The following is a 20,086-nucleotide window of genomic DNA, read 5'->3' on the forward strand; positions in this document are numbered from 1 at the left end:
CCAAGATTTATAATTATTTATATTTATTTTTTATCTAGTATTTTCAGTGCTTTTGCTGACTATATTTTTTATTGTTTATCTTATATACAATCTTTTGGAAAATAAAAATAGGTAATGGGTTATTTTATAATAACCTATTACCTATCTAAACCTATTTTTTCACCCTATTAATATTTAATTTAAAACCTTTAAAATGTATAACATTATATATCTACTATAATATAGTTTAAATTTTATAAGTGTAAAAGTTTGCACTTATTCAAATATTTATGTCCAGAATAGCTTATTTTAATATCAATATACTTAAGTCATTTTATTGTAAAGATTTATACCTTCTGGAGTTAGTTGACTTCCACATCTACCAGATTTAGATGATATATATCCACACTCACTTAAATAAGATAACACTTTTCTAACTTTATTTTCAGAAATCTCAATTCCTTCCTCTGTAAGTTTCTCGATTATAAATCCTCTTCCAACTCCAGAAGCTGAATCTCTTCTTTCATATAAGACTCTTAATATATCCTCAAGTTCTTTTTTTGTATAACCAAATCCATCTTCATAATTAGAAATATCTGTCTTTATATATGGTGGTAAGTCATCTTTAAAGACCATACTATCACACATTAGACTTACATAAGAAGCGACATTTTGTAACTCTCTTATATTTCCTGGCCAATTATATTTTTCTAAAATAGTTACAACTTCAGGTGAAAGCCTTATATTATGTTTCAAAAAGAAATTCATAAGCGTTATTATATCTTCTTTTCTATTTTTTAATGATGGCACATCTATTGGCAATACATTCAGTCTATAATACAAATCCTCTCTAAATTTACCTTCTCTAATCATCTTTGGTAAGTTTTTATTTGTTGCTGCTATAATTCTAACGTCTATATTTATAACATTATGAGAACCTATAGGCATAACTTGCTTCTCTTGAAGTACTCTAAGTAATTTTGTTTGCAACAATGGAGGCATATCTCCTATTTCATCCAGAAATATAGTCCCATTGTTTGCAAGTTCAAAGAGCCCCTTTTTTCCTTCTTTTAAAGCTCCTGTAAAAGAACCCTTTTCATATCCAAACAACTGACTTTCTAATAAACTATCTGGAACCGCTGCACAGTTAACTGCTATAAATGGTTGATTACTTCTATTAGAGGTATTATGGATGGATTGAGCTAATAATTCTTTACCAGTACCACTTTCCCCTATTATTAATACAGAAAGGTCTGATTTAGATATTTTTTTAGCCAATTCTATACACTTTATCATATTTTTATTTTTAGTCTTTATATCTTTAAATGTGTATTTGGCTATTTGTCCTTGTTCTCTCAATTTATTAGTGAGATTTTGTTCTAATTTTTTTATATATGTTATCTCTTGTAAATTATAATATATACCAGCTTTATTCCCCATAGAAAATATATTTTTTTTATTTACATTTATATATTTTTTATTTGTAAATACTACTTCATCAACTATTTCTTTGTCTTCAAGTAGAATACTTAAATCTTTAGATATAACTTCTTCTATGTTTTTACTTTGGGGATTTTCATTTATCCCTAAAATCTTTAAAGCTTCTTTATTAAACGTATTTATAACACCATCTGCTGAAGTAAATATTATTCCGTCTTTTGATAAGTTTAATATGACATCTTGTTCTTCCATTTTTAGAAATAATTGTCTATAATTATCTTTGACTCCATTATCTAGACTTATTAAACGTTCAGAATAAGCCATTAAGTTTTTACGTATTTCCTTAACATCAATTCTAAGTCCATTTATTATTTCTATAAAAGTAGATATATCAATATATCTATTCCCAAGGTCAATTACTTTATTTATATAACTTGGTACTCTTTCTTTTACTCCAGGTGTTATAGCTATATCTATGTCTTTATAAATTTTTCCTTCAATGTATGGAGTGAACTTTAAATTTTTTACTCCTATCTTGTAAAATAAACTTATTGTTTCTAAAGTGGTTTCTTTAGTATCATTTACAACCAATACTTCTGTTCCATTTGGGATTGAAAATAATCCATAAATTTCATTTTCTTTAAGAGTTCTTCTTACCACTATAATCTTGCTATCTTGTACCAAATGTTTTCTCATACTATTTAATCTATCGTCAGTCATTACCAACACAAAGTCACCTTGTATTTTATCATCATCTTTTAAATTTTCTAAATAATAATGATTTATATCAATGTAATTGCCTAAAACTAAACGTATATTTTCTTCTAAAAAAGATGATAATTTGGTTATTTTATCAGTTACTATAGCTATTGATTGTTTCATGCTTATACCTCTTATTTATATAGTATATAATTACTTATATACTACTTTATTCCTACCAAGTTGTTTTGCTTTGTATAAATTTTTGTCAGCTTCTTCTAGCACATTTTTACTATCAGAAATATGAGCTACACCTGCACTTATAGTTACAGTTACATCTTCACCCCATTTTTTATTGGCAATTGCAATTCTTATATTATCAATTATATTTACTACTTCTTCACCAGATTTATTTCTTATCAGCACAGAAAACTCTTCGCCTCCATACCTAAATACTTTATCTTCTTGCTCCAACATAACAGAGATAGTATTCGTTATACCTTTTATAACAATATCCCCAAATTTATGTCCATAATTATCATTTATAAGTTTAAAGTTGTCAATATCTATCATTACAAGTGCAAAATTATTGTCTTTCTCCCTGTATTTTTCATACATAATATCAAAACTTTTTCGATTATAAACATTCGTAAGACCATCATGTAAATTTTGTGCTTTAAAATATTTGAGTCTATTATATAAAAAAGTAGACCCTAATATAGCAATTATAATCACTGTAAATAATATCTTATAATATTTGATTTCTTTTTTAGTTTTTTCAAATAATGCACTTTCATTTGATACTTTATCAATTATATAGAAACTGGTCTCCGAATCTCTTATACTTTTGTTCTCTTTATATTCATTTATTAGTATCTTTTGATATTTATTTACAGCATTTACATTTCCTTGTTTTTCATATATATTTAATATTTTCTCTAAGTTTTTTATTTTCTCTTGAGTTAACTTTCTTTTAGTGGATATTTCTAAACTTTTTTTATAATTATCTGATGCAGAATCATAATTTTCACTTTTATATTCTAAATTCCCCACTGCCATATAATAATACATATCTTTATCTAATATATGAACTGTTTTATCAGACTTTATAAGAGAATCAGCTCTTGCTAAAGAAGACTTTGCCTTTGATGTATCATTTTTTCCTATATATGCATTTGCCTTCATTATTGATGCCATTATCTCAAAATCATTGTAATCATCTGTATTTACAAACTTTTTATAGTCCACTACATTACTACAAGTTTCAATAGCTTTATCATATTCTCCTAATTCTACATATATTTCTGCTAGATTTATAAGAGCATATAATCTAACCATTCCATTTTTCTCACCTTCATAAACATCTATCTTAAAAGAATCTTTTATTAATTTCTCTGCTCTCTCATATGCACCTACCTTTAAAAGTATGCTCGCCAAATCAACATCTAGTCTTGCTCTTTCATAATTATCCCCTAATTTCTCAGCCAATTTTATAGACTTTACAGTTAAATCTACTGCTTTAGAATAATTATTATCCATTATATACACTGATGCTAGTCTTTTTTCTATATTAAATCTACACTCATCAGATAACTTTTCATCTGACATTCTCATTTTTTCTAATGAATCAATGACTATCTTCGTTCCATCTGGAACAGATGAAATGGTCTTTAACATATTCCACACTTCATCATATACTTTATTGTATTTTTTTTCAGGTATAGCTTCAAAAGAATTTTCAACCAATTTTTTTGCTTCATTGTACTTCTTGTCTGACACAAGACTTTCAGACATATACTTTCCCTTATTTATAATTTCTCTTTCTTTCAGCCCACTTTGGTCGTAATTTATAAACAAAATAATACTAATAAGTATTACACCTATAAAAATTATACTTTTTAGTAATCTTTTCTTTGGTAGTCTAAAATTCAAAATTTTAGTCCTCCTTCTGTATATTGTAGAATGGAAACTTACATATATATAAATAACCTCTTAATACCTAATAATACAATATATCAAAATGATTTACAACATATGCTAGAATTAAATCTCAATAAAAAAGTCCCCTAAAATAGTTTAGGAGACTTTAAATTTAATATATATGATTTATTTATACATATTTTTTTAATACAATTGTAGCATTATGTCCACCAAATCCTAAAGAATTTGATAGTACATATCTAACATTTTTTTCTTTACCTTGATTTGGAACATAATCTAAATCCAAATCTTCACCAACTTCTTGTAAATTTATAGTTGGAGGTACAAAACTATCTTCTATACTCATAGCACAAACAACTGCTTCTATAGCACCTGATGCTCCTAATAAATGTCCAGTCATAGATTTTGTTGATGATACACATAAATCATATGCCTTTTCCCCAAATACAGTTTTTATAGCCATAGTTTCATACAAGTCATTATAATAAGTTGAAGTTCCATGAGCGTTTATATAATCCACTTCTTCTAATGGAACATTTCCATCTTTCAAAGCCATATTCATAGACCTAGCTGCTCCTTCTCCATTTTCAGCTGGAGTTGTCATATGATATGCATCAGCAGTTAAACCATATCCAACTACTTCTGCATATATTTTAGCACCTCTTGCTAAAGCATGTTCTAAGTCTTCTAAGATAACAATACCTGCTCCTTCTCCCATTACAAATCCATCTCTGTCTTTATCAAATGGTCTTGATGCAGTTTTAGGGTCGTCATTTCTAGTTGACATAGCTTTCATATTACAGAATCCAGCAAATGCAAGACCTGTTACAGCAGCTTCAGAACCTCCTGCTACCATAATATCTGCATCGCCTCTTTGTATAACTTTAAAAGCATCACCTATTGAATGAGTTCCTGATGCACAAGCTGTACATACATTAGTGTTAGGTCCTTTTGCTCCTAAAAATATTGATACTTGACCAGCTGCCATATTTCCTATCATCATAGGTACAAAAAGTGAACTTACTCTTTTATTTCCTTTTTCTAAAAGAATTTTATGTTGAGTTTCTATTGCTTCAACTCCACCTATTCCAGAACCTATTATAACACCAACACGCTCTCTATCAGTTTTATCTAAATCAAGGTTTGCATCTTCAACTGCCAATTTTGCAGATACTATTGCAAATTGAGCAAACTTATCCAATCTCTTCAATTCTTTTTTGCTTATATATTCTTCTGGATGAAAATTCTTAACTTCTCCTGCTATCTGAGTTTGATATGTGCTAGCATCGAAATTAGTTATTTTATCTATACCAGATACTCCAGATTTTATGTTGCTCCAGAACTCATCTTTTCCCGTTCCCAACGGCGTAACACATCCAAGTCCTGTTATTACTACTCTTTTATTCATCGGATACCTCCACTTTTTTAAAGCTCGACTATTTATTAGCTTCTATATACTTAACTATATCTCCTATAGATTTGAAGTTTTCTGCTTCTGTATCTGGTATTTCTATACCAAATTCATCTTCAAGTGCCATTATTATTTCTACTGCATCTAATGAATCTGCTTCTAAATCCTTCATTAATGATGTTTCCATAGTTATTTCTTTATCTTCTACTCCTAATTGCTCTATTATTATTTCTACAACTTTATTAAACATTGTGTACCTCCTAAGATTTTTTATTTTAATAGATTTCTCTACTTTTTAAATTATTATTTTTTATTATTGCATTACCATTCCACCATCTACATTTATAACTTGTCCTGTTATATAACTTGACATGTCACTAACTAAAAATGCTACAGCATTTGCTACATCTTCTGGTTTACCATAAGATTTTTTTGGTATGTTTGCAAGTGTTGATTCTTTTACATCATCACTTAATACTTTAGTCATATCTGTTTCTATAAATCCAGGTGCTACTGCATTTATATTTATATTTCTTGATGCCAATTCTCTTGCAGAAGCTTTTGTAAATCCAATCACACCAGCTTTTGATGCACAATAATTAGTTTGTCCTACATTACCCATAATTCCAACTACTGAAGTCATATTTATTATTCTTCCATACTTCTTTTTCATCATAGGTTTAGTAACTGCTTTTGTACAATTAAAGACACCTTTTAAGTTTATATCTATAACTCTATCAAAATCTTCTTCTTTCATTCTCATAAGCAAAGCATCTTTAGTTATACCTGCATTATTAACCAATATATCAACTTTTCCAAATTCTTTTATAACAGAATCTATCATTTGATTTACTTCTTCAGATTTAGACACATCACATTTTATAGAAGTACACTTTACACCCATACCTTCTATTTCATTTTTAGTTTTTAGTGCTTCATCTTCTTTAGAAGTATAATTGATTACTACATCAGCCCCAAAAGATGCTAGTTTTTTTGCTATTTCTTTTCCTATACCTCTAGAGCCACCAGTAACAACTGCTACTTGTCCTGTAAGATTTATCATTATATCTCTCCATTTCTATAATTTTGTACAAATTCATTAAGAGAATCTATACCATCTATATTATAAATATTCACACTTGCTTTTTTGTTAGAAGCTATCTTCTTGATGAATGCTTTTAAAGTTTTTCCAGGTCCCATTTCTATAAAAGTATCATATCCATCGTTTAAAAGTCTTTCTATAGAGTCTTCCCAAAGGACAGATGAACTTACTTGTTTTATAAGTAGTTCTTTCCCTTCACTTTTATAATAATCTGCATTTACATTTGCCACTACATCAATTTTAGGTTTAGTTATGTTAACTTTTTCTAACTCACTGCCTAATTTTACTCCAGCTTCTTTTAGCATTGATGAGTGAAAAGGCCCACTTACATTTAATTTAACAGCTCTTTTTGCTCCTGCTTCTTTGCATTTCACCATTGCTTCTTCTATCTTTTCATTTTCACCAGATATAACTATTTGGCCAGGAGAATTGTAATTTGCTACTTCTACAATACCTCCTTGTATATCTTTAACTACATTTTCTAATATACTTCTATCTAGACCTAAAATTGCTGCCATAGCTCCAACACCTGTTGGAACTGTTTCCTGCATAAACTTACCTCTTTTTTTGACTAAGCATACAGCATCTTTAAAGTCAATTGCATCTGCTGCAACCAATGCACTATACTCTCCTAAAGATAAGCCTAAACATGCACTATATTTTAAATCTACTTGAGCTTGTACTGCTTTTAATACAGCTACACTATGTGTAACCATAGCAGGTTGAGTATTTTCAGTTTTAGAAAGTTCTTCTTCATTGCCTTCAAACATAAGTTTTTTTAAATCTATTTTTAAGACTTCACAAGCCTCATCTATTATATTTTTAGCAACATCATTATTTTCGTATAAATCCTTGGCCATACCTACATATTGAGCGCCTTGACCAGGAAATACTAGTGCTACTTTTCCCATCTTACTCCTCCTGATTTACAGTTCTATTGCTGGCATAATCTCTTTTGCTTGATTTACCATAGTCTCTATAATTTCTTTACAAGGTGTTATTTCTTTTACCATAGCAGCACTTTGACCTGCCATAAATGAACCTTTTTCGATATCTCCATCTACTGTTGCAAATCTTAAAGCACCTGTACCTTTTTTATCTAACTCTTCAGGAGTAGCTCCATTTTGCTCCATCTTTAAAAATTCTTTTGATAATTTATTTTTTAATGTTCTTACTGGATGACCTGTACTTCTTCCTGTAACAATCGCGTCTCTATCTTTTGCCTTTATTACTAAGTTTTTGTAGTTTGAATGTACAGAACACTCTTCACTACAGATAAATCTAGTTCCTACTTGAACTGCACTAGCACCTAATGCAAAAGATGCAGCAATACCTCTACCATCTACAATGCCCCCAGCAGCTATTACAGGTATGCTTACAGCATCAGCAACTTGTGGAACCAAAACCATAGTAGTAAGCTCTCCTATGTGTCCTCCACCTTCTGTACCTTCAGCTATTACTGCTGTAGCCCCTAACTTTTCCATTCTTTGAGCTAAAGCTATTGTTGGCACTACAGGAATAACTTTTGTTCCAGCTTCTTTTAATCTATCCATATATTTTGCAGGATTTCCTGCTCCAGTAGTAATAACCTGAACATTTTCTTCTATAATCAAATCCATTATATCATCTACAAATGGTGACATAAGCATTACATTTACCCCAAAAGGTTTATCTGTTAATTTTTTGCACTCAATAATTTCTTTTTTTATAGCTTCTTTTGGTGCATTTCCTGCTGCTATTATTCCAAGCCCTCCTGCATTAGATACAGCACTTGCTAATGATGCAGTAGCTACCCATGCCATTCCCCCTTGGATAACTGGGTATTTTATATTTAATATTTTGCAAATTTTATTCATACAATTCTCCTTCACTTGAAATCATAAAAGTAAACTTTTTATTATTAATCAACCTTACTCTTAATATAAAGTTAATTTTGTCAATTAAAGCATCTTAGATATTTTCTACTATAAAGTCCACTTGACAACTGAAGCCCCCCAAGTTAGACCTCCACCAAAGCCAACTAAAACTACGTTATCTCCTTTTTTAATCTTACCTTCTCTGTAAGCTTCGTCTAATGCTACTGGTATAGATGCAGCAGACATATTTCCATACTTGTTTATATTTACATAAACTTTTTTCATATCAAGTTCTAATCTCTTAGAAGAAGCTTGTATGATTCTTATATTAGCTTGATGTGGTATTAAATAGTCTATGTCAGTTGTATTTAAATTAGCTTTTTCAAGAGCTATTAAAGAAGTTTCTGCCATCTTTCTAACTGCAAATTTAAATACATCACTACCTGCCATTTCTATTGTATGTAGATTAGCTTCTACAGTCTCTTTACTTGCTTTAAGTCTTGAACCTCCAGCAGGTACTTTTAAACAATCTTTTCCTTTACCATCAGACCCCATATGAGTAGATAGTATTCCACCTTCACTTACAGGTCCAATAACAGCTGCTCCAGCACCATCTCCAAATAATACTGCTGTTGATCTATCATCGTAATTTAAAAACTTAGAACAAGTTTCTGCTCCTATTACAAGTACATTCTTATAACAACCAGTTTCTACAAATTGCTTTGCAATAGTTACTCCATATACAAATCCAGAACAAGCTGCTGATATATCAAATGCAGTAGCATTCACTGCTCCTATTGCATCTTGCACTATACATGCAGTTGAAGGCAAAGACATATCAGGAGTAATTGTTGCCAATATAATCAACTCTATATCCTCTACACTTAACTTTGCACATTCTATCGCTTTTAGGGCAGCTTTAGATGCTAGGTCAGAAGTTGCTTCAGATTCTTCTGCAAATCTTCTTTCCTTAATACCAGTTCTAGTACTTATCCACTCATCTGATGTATCCATTATCTTTTCGAAGTGAAAATTATCGTATGATTTCTCAGGTAAATAACTTCCTACTCCCAATATTCCAGCCTTTGTATTCATTATATATTAAACCTCCAAAACGAGTTTATTCATCTTCGTTATTTTTATTTTCTTCATTATATTTGCTTATAAATTGACTTATATCTTCAACAACTTTTCCTTTTGCAAATTTAATGCCTTGATTTATAGCATTCTTTATAGCTTTGGCATCAGAGCTTCCATGAGCTTTTATAACGCCTCCATTTAGACCTAAAAGTGGAGCTCCACCATACTCAGAATAATCTATAAAACTCTTCAATTTTCTTAAATCATCCTTTATAAGTAATGCTCCTATTTTACTTTTTGTACTAGCCATAAAAGTTTCCTTTATAAGGCTCATAACTGAAAGAGCTACACCTTCAGCAGACTTAAGTAATATATTACCTGTAAATCCATCACATATGATTATATCTGTGTATGCATTTATAACTTCTCTAGCTTCTACATTCCCTATAAAATTTAAATCTAATTTTTTAACTTCTTCGTATGACCTTTTAACTAAATCATTGCCTTTGCCTTCTTCTAGTCCAACATTTGCTAATGCTACCTTAGGATTTTCAAGACCTAAAACTTTTCTTGCATAGATATTGCTCATAGCTGCAAATTCAACTAGATTTTTAGGTTTACAATCTGCATTTGCGCCACAGTCTGCTATAAGTGTCATTCCTCGCTTTACATTCGGTATTGCTGAGCATAAGCAAGGTCTATCGATTCCTTTTATTCTACCAACAACAAATAATCCACCAGCAAGTAAGGCTCCTGTATTTCCAGCTGATATTATAGCATCTGCCTTTCCTTCTTTTACGAGGTTTAATGCTACTACCATAGAAGAATCTTTTTTACTTCTTATAGCCTTTACTGGTTTATCTTCATTTTCTATAATCTCAGTAGTATGAACTATCTCTAGTTTATTTCTATCAAATTCATAATTTGAAAATTCCTTTTCTAATAAATCTTTATCTCCTGTGATTATTAAATCAACATTATATTCTTTTATAGCATTTACTGCGCCTTCTACATTAGATTTAGGTGCATTATCTCCACCCATTCCATCAATTACTATTTTCATAATTACCCTCCTAATCTAATTCTTCAAAGATAAACTTTCCTCTAAATATTTGCTCTTGAGCTTTATTATTGATAACAACTTTTACATAATGCTTTTTATCTATATTTCTATATACTTCGGCTTTCGCTATAAGCCTATCTTGTTGTTCTATCAATTTAAAACTTTTTACATTTGCAACTCTCATAATAACTTTAGGTGCATCTATTATAGCCATTGCCAATGAATCTGCTAGAGAAAATATATACGTATCTTTTAAAGTATTAGTCTTAGAGTAAATCATGTCTTGTGTAACTTCTAACATAGATATACCTAATCGCCCTACAGATAAATCAATGATTTCTCCTGTAATTTCCTTTACTCCTAAAGTCTTTACTTTTGAACTCTGAGTTTCTGCTATTGATTTGACTCTTTCTCTTAGCTCTGGTATGTTTAGACTCATTCTATCTAATCTTATAGTCTGTATACTTACATCAAACAGACTTGATAATTCTTCATCAGTATAAAAAGGATCCGTCTTTAGCATATCTATAAGCTCTTTTTGTCTTTGGGCTTTACTTTTCTTTTTCATGTTCCCTCCAAATTTTATAGCTGTAATTAGTACCAGCTACTAATAGTAGTATATAGTAACACACAAAAATTTTCAATACTTATATTATTATTTTTCTATTTTTTAATATGCATAAAATCCACTTATTTCTCTAGTAAATCATCTTATTTTTATATGTACAAAAAAAACATGTAGAGTATACTCTACATGTTTTTTAGAAGCTATTACTTAGACACAACTTCTTTACCTTTATAATATCCACAGTCTGGACACACTCTATGTGGTAATTTTGGCTCATGACATTGTGGGCAACTTACAAATCCTGTTGCTTCCATCTTTGAGTTAGCTGCTCTTCTCATTTTTGTGTTTGATTTAGACGTTTTACGCTTTGGTACTGCCATTTACGCCACCTCCTTAGTCAAAATTTAATTAAATAAATCTTTTAATTTAGCAAAACGAGGATCTATGTATTCCTCATCGTTTGTAATTTCACTGCAAGAACATTCTCCTTCATTTAAGTTTGCTCCGCATACTTGACAAAGACCTTCACAGTTTTCACTACAAAGAACCTTATGAGGTACATTAAAATCTAATGTCTGTTCTATTATATCAATAAGGTCGATTTCTTCGCCATCGAATATAAAAGGATCAAATTCCTCAAATTCATCTTCATCATAATCTTCTTCTTTTACTAAAAAACCTTGTATAGAATACTCTAGTGGTATCTCTACTTCTTTAAGACATCTTGAACAATTGTCAACAATTGTAAAATTGACATCTATATCTAGATATAAACCTTTATTAGTCTTTGACACTTTCCCTTTTAAATTTACAGGTGATACTAATTTGTAAATCTCATCACAATAACTAATAGTATCAATTTTTTCACAAAAATTCAAGTCTATTTTATCAGTTTCTTTTCTATTTATTTTTTCTATGCTAACTTTCATTAAGTTCACCTCAACATATCACCAAATTTATTATACAAATCTAGCATTTGTTTGTCAAGTATTTTTACTTGATAGGCATAAGTTTGCTTAAATTATTTTACTAATCTTAATGTATCTCTAGCTATCATTAATTCTTCATTAGTTGGTATTAAAAGCATTTTTACTTTAGAATCAGCAGTAGATATTATTGTTTCTTTTCCTCTAACATCATTAGCTTCTTTATCTAACTTCATTCCTAAGAACTCCATATTAGAAGCTATATCTGCTCTTATAGCTTTTCCATTTTCGCCAACACCAGCAGTAAATACTACGACATCCAATCCATTCATCTCAGCAGCATAAGCACCTATATATTTTTGTACTTTTTTAACATAAGCTTCTAATGTCGCTTGAGCTCTTTCATCTCCATTTTTAGCTGCATCTTCTATATCTCTGAAGTCACTAGAAATTCCAGTCATTCCATATACTCCAGATTCTTTATTCATTAATTTGTCTAATCCATCAGCATCTAAACCTTCTTTTCTCATTAAGAAAGGTAATATAGCTGGGTCTATATCTCCACATCTAGTTCCCATTATTAATCCTTCTAATGGAGTGAATCCCATAGATGTATCTACACATTTTCCACCATCAACAGCAGCTATAGAAGCTCCATTTCCTAAGTGACAAGTTACTATTTTTAAATCTTTTATGTCTTTTCCTAATATCTCTGCTGCTTTTTGAGATACATAATTATGAGAAGTTCCATGGAATCCATATCTTCTTACCCCATACTTAGTATATAATTCATGAGGTAAACCATATAAATATGAAGATTTAGGCATTGTTTGATGGAAAGCAGTATCAAATACTCCTACCATTGGTACATCTGGAAGTATAGCTTTACAAGCATCTATTCCCATTATGTTTGCTGGATTATGAAGTGGTGCTAAATCTATACACTCTTTTAAAGCTTCTTCTACTTCTGGAGTTATTACTACTGAAGTAGCAAATTTTTCTCCAGCATGTACAACTCTATGTCCTACTGCATCTATTTCTTTCATTTCTTTAACTGCACCAAATTCTGGGTGAGCAACAGCTTCTAAAACTAATGCTATTGCATCTTTGTGGTCCTTCATTGGTTGTTCAACAATGTATTTATCATCTCTACCTGCTTTTTCATGTTTTAGTATAGAACCTTCTATTCCTATTCTCTCAACTAATCCTATACATAAAACTTCTTCATTACTCATATCTATTAATTGATATTTTAATGAAGAACTCCCACAGTTTAATACTAATATTTTCATTATTATTTCCTCCTTAGATTTTTATAAATAATATGTAATAAATTTTGATTTGTAATAAATGTCTAAATAAAACTCTATCTTTTATCATTTTGTCATAGATATATTATTGTATACATTAAACGATTTTCATAAATAATATATCACCTTTTAATATAAAAGTATATACTTTTTTTTTATATTATATCATATTTATAGTATGGTAATTTGTGTATTTTCCTAATAATCTATTAACAAATTAACTTAATGTAGATTATTCTTTCCCATTTGCTATAATAATATAATATAAAGCTCTAATAAAGTTATTTTAATAACATTTAACTAGGTTTTTATTATGTAGTATTTCTACATTTTTATAACTTTTTTTACGTTTTTTAGTTTTATAATTAAAAATTTAAATTTTATATACATTTTAATAAATTAAGATATATATAAAAATAACTAAAGATAGAAGGAGTATTTTATGAATGTACTTGGATTAATAGTTGAATACAACCCATTTCATAATGGACATATATATCACTTATCTAAATCTATAGAAAAAACAAATGCAACACATACTGTAGCAATAATGAGTGGAAATTTTCTACAAAGGGGCGAACCAGCTTTATTTGATAAATATACTAGAGCAAAAATTGCTGTCGAAAATGGTGTAGACTTAGTTATAGAATTACCAACTCTATTTGCTTGCCAAAGTGCTGAAATTTTTTCTCATGGTGCCATAACAATTTTAAATTCACTAAACTGTATAGATTCTGTATGTTTTGGCAGTGAAGAAGGAAATACAGAAATTCTTTACAATATTGCAGAAATTTTAGCAAGTGAGCCAGATGACTTTAAGCTATTCTTAAAAAAATATTTAGATGAGGGCATGTTATTTCCAACAGCTAGAACTAATGCACTTTTTGATTATATACATCAATACAAAAAAAATAAATTCATGCAGAGTTATTCAAAAGAACAATTATCAAAAACATTAAATTCATCAAATAATATACTTGGTATAGAATATATAAAAAATCTTATTCACCTAAATAGTGATATAAAACCATTTACTATATCTAGAGTTCAGTCAGAATACAATTCTGAAGAAATTAATAGTAATATTTGTTCTGCTACTGCTATAAGAACTTCACTTAAAGAAAATAATAGTCTTTTTCACTTAAAAAATGTTATTCCAAAAAAGACTTATAGTATCCTAAATGAAAAAATAGATAATGGCTTTTTGCCTATGTTTGATGATTTTTTCTTTGATACTTTAAAGACCATTATACTTAGAGATATAGACAATTTAAAAGATTATTTTGAAGTAAATGAAGGTATAGAAAATAAAATCTACAAAGATATTTTTACATCTAAATCTTTATATGAACTGCAATTATCAATTAAATCTAAACGATATACTTTAACCAAAATTAAACGAACTTTAAACAATATATTATTAGGTATTAAAAAAAGTGATATGCAACTTGTAAAAAACATAGATGCTATTCCTTATGTAAGAATACTTGCTTTTAATGATAAAGGCAGAGAAGTTCTAAAGGAAGTAAAAAATAAATCTGAAATAGAAATAATAAACAAATTTTCAAATATATCATTTTCATTAGATGATGTAATTTTTAAAACACTCATAAATTATGATATAAAATCTACAAATATATATGACTCAGTATATTATAAAAATAATAAAGACTTAATAAAAGGTCCTATGGATTTTTATACTCATCCAGTCTATGTAAAATAGATTCTTAAAATAAAAAATATTTATAAAAAACTATTTTATTAATACTTTATATAAACACAATAATCTCATTTGAATCTATTTGCACATACTTTTAGGATGGCAACATCAACTTAAATATTATGCTAATTTCTAAATTTAAGTAAATATTGCCATCCTAAAACTTTTACAATTTATGTTGTCATTTAAAAGTAAATTTTAAAATATTACATTATTGGTATGTTTAATATATTTTTCCTGGATTCAAAATATTTTTTGGGTCAAAAGCTAACTTTATATTTTTAATTAGCATCATATAAGCATCTGAATTTGATTCATGTAAGTACTCTTTTTTAGCATACCCTATACCATGTTCGCCAGAAACTTGACCACTAAGTTCTCTGGACTTTCTATACATACAGTCAAAAGTTTCTTTTAATCTTGTCTTCCATGTATTATCATCCATACCATCTTTTAAAATATATATGTGTAGATTTCCATCTCCTGCATGACCAAAACTTTTTATTCTTATTTTTAATTCATCTTGAAGCTCATGAGTATATCTTATAAACTCTGCTATCTTATCTCTTGGAACAACAACATCACATTCATCCATTTGTGTTGTAGATGCCTTTATAGCCTCTAAAAAGGCCCCTCTAGCTGACCATATAGAATCATTTCTTTCCTGTGTATCTGATATAAATACATCTAATGCACCATTTTCTAGACATAAATTAGCTACCTTTTCATATTCTTTTTCTATATCTTCAGTGCTATTTCCATCAAATGTAAGTAGAAGATAAGCATCTGATGTATTATCTGGAAACTTCTTACCTAAAAATTCTTCTGCTGCTAGTATTACATCTCTTTCCATAAATTCTATAGCTGTTGGTATTGACTTTGACTTTATTATTTTAGGAACAGTCTCGATTGCCATTGATAAATTTGGAAATGGTATAAGTAAACTTATACTTTTCTTTGGCAGTGGAAGCAATTTTAATATAGCTTTAGTGACTATTCCTAAAGTTCCTTCTGAGCCAACTAATAAGTCCTTTATACTATATCCTGAACTATTTTTAACCACTTTTCCACCTACATTTATAATTTCTCCATTTGGCAATACAACTTCAAGACCTCTTACATAATCTCTTGTAACACCATATTTTACTGCTCTCATCCCACCTGCATTAGTATTTATATTACCAGCAATTGTAGCACTTTTTTCACCTGGGTCAGGTGGATAAAACAAATCTCTATCTTGAACATATTGACCTATTGTCATCAACAATACTCCTGGTTCTACCGTTAATGTTAAATTTTCATAATCAACTTCAAGTATCTTATTCATTTTACACAGATTAATCATTATTCCACCTTTTATGGCAACAGCAGCACCTACAAGACCAGTTCCTTGACCTCTTGGTGTAACTGGTATATTATTTTTATATGCGTATTTCATTATTTTAGATACTTGTTCAGTTTCAACTACATTTACTAAAACTTCAGGATATTTTTCAATCCCTCCAAGTTCATCATGTGAAAAATCTTCATTTATATCACTTCCAACTATTACGTTTTCTTCTCCACAAGTATCTATTAAAAAATCTATATCTTTTTTATCGATTAATTTGTACATTTCTATCCCCCTATTTGGCTGCTGATGCCATATATATTTGATTATCATCTTTTTTATTTTCTATCTTTTCAATCAATTTAGGAATAATATCATAAATATCACCTATTAAAGCTAGATGCGCTACATCAAGTATAGGAGCCTTATCATCTTTATTTATAGCTACTATATAATCAGCACCTTGCATCCCTGCAACAAATTGAACAGCTCCAGATACACCACAAGTTATTATAAGTTTAGGCTTTACAGTTCTACCACTAAGACCTATTTGTTTTTTGGCATCTATCCATCCTGCCTCTATTACAGGTCTTGTTCCTGCTACCTGAGCATTTAATTTATCAGCTAACTTATATATCATCTCCATATCTTCTTGTTTCTTTATTGCCCTACTTGCGACAACTATTACCTCAGCTTCTTCTAAACCCACTTCTTTATTTTTTTCTTTTACACTCAGTACTTTAATCTTAGAGCTTAGATCTTTTTTTTCTATTTGACATAAAGTAATCTTTCCTGTAGCATTCTGCACTTTTTCTGGTACTGAGAATATTTTGTATCTTACAGTAGCAAATTGTGGTCTATTATTAGGTGTATTTATATGAGCCATTATATTTCCACCAAATGCTGGTCTTATTTGGTCTAAATCAGTATTTGATTGAATATCAAGTATTGTACAATCGGCTGTAAGACCAGTTCTAAATCTAGCAGCAAGCCTTGGAGCTAATGACCTACCTAGTGTAGTTCCACCTACTAGCATTATTGTTGGCTTTATATTCTTTATAAAATTTTCTATTGCTTTTGCATATGGTTCTATCCTGAAATCTTTAAATTCATCCTCATCATATACGAATACTTCATCCACACCATAAGAAATCAAATTATTACACTTATCTTTTATATCTTTTCCTACAAACACACAATACACAGGTTGTTTTATCTTTGATGCCATCTCACGAGCTTTTCCTATAAGCTCATATGTCACAGGATGTATGCTTCCATTGTGATGTTCCACATATACTGCAATTCCCCTCCATTCCTCTTTATTTATTTGTACTTTGCAACTCTCTATAAATTCAAATGCACCTTTTGGCCCACTTTTGACACATAACTTACACATCTTACATCCAGCACTTATTTCTACTATCCCTGATTTTTCTTCTATAGCACCAAAAGGACATATTTCTAATACTCCTTTTAAATCAGTTATTTTATCTTGATTTACAATTATCTTTGACATTTATTAATCCTCCTTAAACTAATTTTAATTCCTCTAATTTATTTATGAGTGCAGAACTTAAATCATCTGCATTTCCTCTTACAATATTTTTATCTGTATTTGGCTTTGGAGGAAATATTTTTACAACTTGAGTAGGAGAACCATTAAGTCCATAGTTGTTTTCGTCTTTGTCTTCAAAATCATCTAAGTTATATACAGGTATTTTTCTTTCTTTAGTATCTAATTTTAATTTAAATGAAGGTAGTCTTGGTTGAAAAATATCTTTTTCTACAGTTATTAAACATGGATATTCAATCTCACATACTTGTAAATCGTTTGGCATATCTATTTCAACAACTATACTTTTCTCTTTGACATCAATTAATTTTGTGACATTAGTAACATGAGGTATATCTAAAAACTCAGCTATTTCAGGTCCAACCTGTGCTGTATCACCATCAGTAGTTTGTTTCCCACATATTATTAAATCTACCTTTCCCATCTTCTTGATGCCTTGTGATATAGTATAAGAAGTAGCCAGTACATCTGCACCTCCAAATCTTCTATCACTTATTAAAGCTCCTTCATCAGCTCCCATCATAAAGCTCTCTTCTATTACTTTTTTTGCTTGAGGAGGCCCCATACTAAGTACTTTTAGATTAGCTTTTTTTTCTTGTTTTATTCTAAGTGCTGTTTCTAAAGCATATAGGTCATAAGGATTCATTTTTGAATCTACTCCATCTCTCTTTAGTACTCCTGTAGTTTCATCAACTTCTACTGAAGTTGTTCCAGGTACTTGTTTTATACATGTCAAAATTTCCATAAAGTACACTCCTTTTTTATTTAACTATAACTGACACTCCATCAGGTATAACTACTATATTACTATCTATACCAACTATACTAGTCGCCATTTCTAAAGCTTCTTTAAAATTAAACGCATGCTTCATATGCATTTTCTTTATCATTTCAGGATTACATTTATCCGTTACCATTATCACAGTATATTTAGATAATATTCTTGCTAATATCTGAAACTCCCATTGGTCTGGGATTGTATCACATCTACCAACACTCCTAATTTTTTCTAATAGTTGCTTTGGAGAATCTGCATTTGCTACATTTTCATAAAAAGATTGACCTCCATGACCATCATTACATGCTGCAATCATTATTATTACTCCACCGTCCCTACAAGTTGCCTCTGCTGCTGTCATCCCCTTAACTGCTTGATAAATATTTTGGTCTAGCGGATATCCTCCATTTGTAGTTACAACAATATCTGATTTTATGGAATTTACTTTTGATAGTTCTGTTACAAATTCACAACCTTTAGTGTGTGCTTTTTCGACATCACCAGCAAAGGATGCAACTATCTTTTTATCTTTATCTATTACAACATTCAGTATGAATGCTAACTTCGCAACTTTAGCTGCATATACCATATCTTCATGAATAGGATTATGCTTTAATTTTCCAGTTCTTGAATTATCACTATCTATAAAGTCACTACAATGGTTGTACATTATAGTCTTTGCAGATGCTATTCCTGGAAGTACACTTTTTCTTCCACCTGAAAAACCCGCAAAAAAATGTGGTTCTATAAATCCTTCTGCTATTAAAAGTTCTGCCTCATATGCTAGTTTATTTATATATAAATCCCCACCTGAAGGTAGTACTCCCACTTTACACATAGATTCGTCATCAGTAGATATGTGCATAACTATATCCTCATTATCTACTATTTCTTCTCCCATTTTATAAACTAACTCTTCCCTTGTACTTGGCCTATGAAATCCAGTTGCCACTATAATTTTCACATCTATGTCTGGATTGACCTTCCTAATTCGTTTCAATATAATTGGCATAGTTATTTTACTTGGCACAGGTCTTGTATGGTCACTCGTAATTATGACAACATTCTTTTTTCCCTTAGCTAGCACTTCTAGTGAATGAGAGCCTATTGGATTATTCATAGATTCTTCAACAATTTCTTCTTGAGTTTTACGTTCTATACAATTATCCGATTTTGCTTCCAAAACACCAGTAAAACGTTTCTCAGGTATTTCTAAAATCATTCCTTGCTTTGAATACGGTACTTTTAACTTTACCATTTTTAATCTCCCATTATATAAACTATAAAATTGGTATGTGGTCATACCAGTT

At 29.7% G+C, this 20,086-nt stretch carries 18 protein-coding genes; 1 reads left to right on the plus strand and 17 read right to left on the minus strand.

Going from position 1 to position 20,086, the window contains the following annotated elements; genetic code table 11:
• Positions 1 to 303: 303 nt before the first annotated feature.
• The 13 genes from KGF38_RS06115 to KGF38_RS06175 all read right to left on the minus strand — a co-directional run bounded on the left by KGF38_RS06115 (position 304) and on the right by KGF38_RS06175 (position 13,357).
• Complete coding sequence (locus KGF38_RS06115) at positions 304 to 2,301, minus strand: sigma-54 interaction domain-containing protein (protein WP_054269696.1); 1,998 nt, start codon at positions 2,299 to 2,301, stop codon at positions 304 to 306.
• A gap of 30 nt (positions 2,302 to 2,331) precedes the next feature.
• A complete protein-coding gene (locus KGF38_RS06120) occupies positions 2,332 to 4,050 on the minus strand; it encodes a diguanylate cyclase (protein ID WP_074178859.1) in 1,719 nt (572 codons plus the stop codon).
• A 178-nt stretch (positions 4,051 to 4,228) separates the two neighbouring features.
• The gene (gene fabF, locus KGF38_RS06125) at positions 4,229 to 5,467 is read right to left on the minus strand and encodes a beta-ketoacyl-ACP synthase II (protein ID WP_074178858.1); all 1,239 of its coding nucleotides are present in this window, start codon (positions 5,465 to 5,467) and stop codon (positions 4,229 to 4,231) included.
• A 28-nt stretch (positions 5,468 to 5,495) separates the two neighbouring features.
• Positions 5,496 to 5,720 carry an acyl carrier protein gene (acpP, locus tag KGF38_RS06130; protein WP_003419132.1) on the minus strand — a complete coding sequence of 75 codons (225 nt, stop codon included), beginning with the start codon at positions 5,718 to 5,720 and terminating at the stop codon, positions 5,496 to 5,498.
• A 63-nt stretch (positions 5,721 to 5,783) separates the two neighbouring features.
• The gene (gene fabG / locus KGF38_RS06135) at positions 5,784 to 6,533 is read right to left on the minus strand and encodes a 3-oxoacyl-[acyl-carrier-protein] reductase (RefSeq protein WP_054269693.1); all 750 of its coding nucleotides are present in this window, start codon (positions 6,531 to 6,533) and stop codon (positions 5,784 to 5,786) included.
• Positions 6,533 to 7,483, minus strand: coding sequence for an ACP S-malonyltransferase (fabD, locus tag KGF38_RS06140; protein ID WP_074178857.1), 951 nt, complete (start codon positions 7,481 to 7,483; stop codon positions 6,533 to 6,535). Before fabD ends, fabG begins: the two co-directional genes overlap by 1 nt.
• A gap of 15 nt (positions 7,484 to 7,498) precedes the next feature.
• Positions 7,499 to 8,428, minus strand: coding sequence for an enoyl-[acyl-carrier-protein] reductase FabK (gene fabK, locus KGF38_RS06145; RefSeq protein WP_054269691.1), 930 nt, complete (start codon positions 8,426 to 8,428; stop codon positions 7,499 to 7,501).
• Between the two features lie 108 nt (positions 8,429 to 8,536).
• Positions 8,537 to 9,523: a beta-ketoacyl-ACP synthase III gene (locus KGF38_RS06150; protein ID WP_054269690.1), complete on the minus strand. Its 987-nt coding sequence runs from the start codon at positions 9,521 to 9,523 to the stop codon at positions 8,537 to 8,539.
• Positions 9,524 to 9,548: 25 nt separating this feature from the next.
• Complete coding sequence (gene plsX, locus KGF38_RS06155; RefSeq protein WP_054269689.1) at positions 9,549 to 10,571, minus strand: phosphate acyltransferase PlsX; 1,023 nt, start codon at positions 10,569 to 10,571, stop codon at positions 9,549 to 9,551.
• Positions 10,572 to 10,581: 10 nt separating this feature from the next.
• Positions 10,582 to 11,139: a transcription factor FapR gene (fapR, locus tag KGF38_RS06160; protein WP_003419115.1), complete on the minus strand. Its 558-nt coding sequence runs from the start codon at positions 11,137 to 11,139 to the stop codon at positions 10,582 to 10,584.
• A 203-nt stretch (positions 11,140 to 11,342) separates the two neighbouring features.
• Positions 11,343 to 11,519, minus strand: a complete 177-nt coding sequence (gene rpmF, locus KGF38_RS06165) for a 50S ribosomal protein L32 (RefSeq protein ID WP_003419113.1) — start codon at positions 11,517 to 11,519, stop codon at positions 11,343 to 11,345.
• 24 nt (positions 11,520 to 11,543) lie between these two features.
• Positions 11,544 to 12,068 carry a YceD family protein gene (locus KGF38_RS06170; RefSeq protein ID WP_054269688.1) on the minus strand — a complete coding sequence of 175 codons (525 nt, stop codon included), beginning with the start codon at positions 12,066 to 12,068 and terminating at the stop codon, positions 11,544 to 11,546.
• A gap of 92 nt (positions 12,069 to 12,160) precedes the next feature.
• Positions 12,161 to 13,357, minus strand: coding sequence for an acetate/propionate family kinase (locus KGF38_RS06175; protein WP_054269687.1), 1,197 nt, complete (start codon positions 13,355 to 13,357; stop codon positions 12,161 to 12,163).
• Between the two features lie 460 nt (positions 13,358 to 13,817).
• Between KGF38_RS06175 and KGF38_RS06180 the strand changes: the two genes are divergently transcribed.
• Complete coding sequence (locus KGF38_RS06180; RefSeq protein ID WP_074178856.1) at positions 13,818 to 15,098, plus strand: nucleotidyltransferase; 1,281 nt, start codon at positions 13,818 to 13,820, stop codon at positions 15,096 to 15,098.
• A gap of 220 nt (positions 15,099 to 15,318) precedes the next feature.
• Here the strand turns inward: KGF38_RS06180 and KGF38_RS06185 are convergent, their stop codons facing one another.
• From KGF38_RS06185 to larA, 4 genes are read right to left on the minus strand one after another with little or no spacing between them, the layout of a single operon-like run.
• Positions 15,319 to 16,710: an FAD-binding oxidoreductase gene (locus KGF38_RS06185; RefSeq protein ID WP_054269685.1), complete on the minus strand. Its 1,392-nt coding sequence runs from the start codon at positions 16,708 to 16,710 to the stop codon at positions 15,319 to 15,321.
• Positions 16,711 to 16,720: 10 nt separating this feature from the next.
• Complete coding sequence (locus tag KGF38_RS06190; RefSeq protein ID WP_074178854.1) at positions 16,721 to 17,941, minus strand: electron transfer flavoprotein subunit alpha; 1,221 nt, start codon at positions 17,939 to 17,941, stop codon at positions 16,721 to 16,723.
• Positions 17,942 to 17,954: 13 nt separating this feature from the next.
• Positions 17,955 to 18,743 carry an electron transfer flavoprotein subunit beta/FixA family protein gene (locus tag KGF38_RS06195; RefSeq protein ID WP_054269683.1) on the minus strand — a complete coding sequence of 263 codons (789 nt, stop codon included), beginning with the start codon at positions 18,741 to 18,743 and terminating at the stop codon, positions 17,955 to 17,957.
• A 16-nt stretch (positions 18,744 to 18,759) separates the two neighbouring features.
• Positions 18,760 to 20,034 carry a nickel-dependent lactate racemase gene (larA, locus tag KGF38_RS06200; protein WP_074178853.1) on the minus strand — a complete coding sequence of 425 codons (1,275 nt, stop codon included), beginning with the start codon at positions 20,032 to 20,034 and terminating at the stop codon, positions 18,760 to 18,762.
• Positions 20,035 to 20,086 lie beyond the last annotated feature (52 nt).

The organism is Clostridioides sp. ZZV14-6387 (assembly GCF_020657835.1).
GTDB lineage: Bacteria > Bacillota > Clostridia > Peptostreptococcales > Peptostreptococcaceae > Clostridioides > Clostridioides difficile_A.

What these genes read in the sequence shown, in the direction of transcription:
- KGF38_RS06115 (WP_054269696.1), bottom strand. Translation starts at nt 2,301, where the DNA reads ATGAAACAATCAATAGCTATAGTAACTGATAAAATAACCAAATTATCA.
- fabF (WP_074178858.1), bottom strand. Translation starts at nt 5,467, where the DNA reads ATGAATAAAAGAGTAGTAATAACAGGACTTGGATGTGTTACGCCGTTG.
- acpP (WP_003419132.1), bottom strand. Translation starts at nt 5,720, where the DNA reads ATGTTTAATAAAGTTGTAGAAATAATAATAGAGCAATTAGGAGTAGAA.
- fabG (WP_054269693.1), bottom strand. Translation starts at nt 6,533, where the DNA reads ATGATAAATCTTACAGGACAAGTAGCAGTTGTTACTGGTGGCTCTAGA.
- fabD (WP_074178857.1), bottom strand. Translation starts at nt 7,483, where the DNA reads ATGGGAAAAGTAGCACTAGTATTTCCTGGTCAAGGCGCTCAATATGTA.
- fabK (WP_054269691.1), bottom strand. Translation starts at nt 8,428, where the DNA reads ATGAATAAAATTTGCAAAATATTAAATATAAAATACCCAGTTATCCAA.
- KGF38_RS06150 (WP_054269690.1), bottom strand. Translation starts at nt 9,523, where the DNA reads ATGAATACAAAGGCTGGAATATTGGGAGTAGGAAGTTATTTACCTGAG.
- plsX (WP_054269689.1), bottom strand. Translation starts at nt 10,571, where the DNA reads ATGAAAATAGTAATTGATGGAATGGGTGGAGATAATGCACCTAAATCT.
- fapR (WP_003419115.1), bottom strand. Translation starts at nt 11,139, where the DNA reads ATGAAAAAGAAAAGTAAAGCCCAAAGACAAAAAGAGCTTATAGATATG.
- rpmF (WP_003419113.1), bottom strand. Translation starts at nt 11,519, where the DNA reads ATGGCAGTACCAAAGCGTAAAACGTCTAAATCAAACACAAAAATGAGA.
- KGF38_RS06170 (WP_054269688.1), bottom strand. Translation starts at nt 12,068, where the DNA reads ATGAAAGTTAGCATAGAAAAAATAAATAGAAAAGAAACTGATAAAATA.
- KGF38_RS06175 (WP_054269687.1), bottom strand. Translation starts at nt 13,357, where the DNA reads ATGAAAATATTAGTATTAAACTGTGGGAGTTCTTCATTAAAATATCAA.
- KGF38_RS06180 (WP_074178856.1), top strand. Translation starts at nt 13,818, where the DNA reads ATGAATGTACTTGGATTAATAGTTGAATACAACCCATTTCATAATGGA.
- KGF38_RS06185 (WP_054269685.1), bottom strand. Translation starts at nt 16,710, where the DNA reads ATGTACAAATTAATCGATAAAAAAGATATAGATTTTTTAATAGATACT.
- KGF38_RS06190 (WP_074178854.1), bottom strand. Translation starts at nt 17,941, where the DNA reads ATGTCAAAGATAATTGTAAATCAAGATAAAATAACTGATTTAAAAGGA.
- KGF38_RS06195 (WP_054269683.1), bottom strand. Translation starts at nt 18,743, where the DNA reads ATGGAAATTTTGACATGTATAAAACAAGTACCTGGAACAACTTCAGTA.
- larA (WP_074178853.1), bottom strand. Translation starts at nt 20,034, where the DNA reads ATGGTAAAGTTAAAAGTACCGTATTCAAAGCAAGGAATGATTTTAGAA.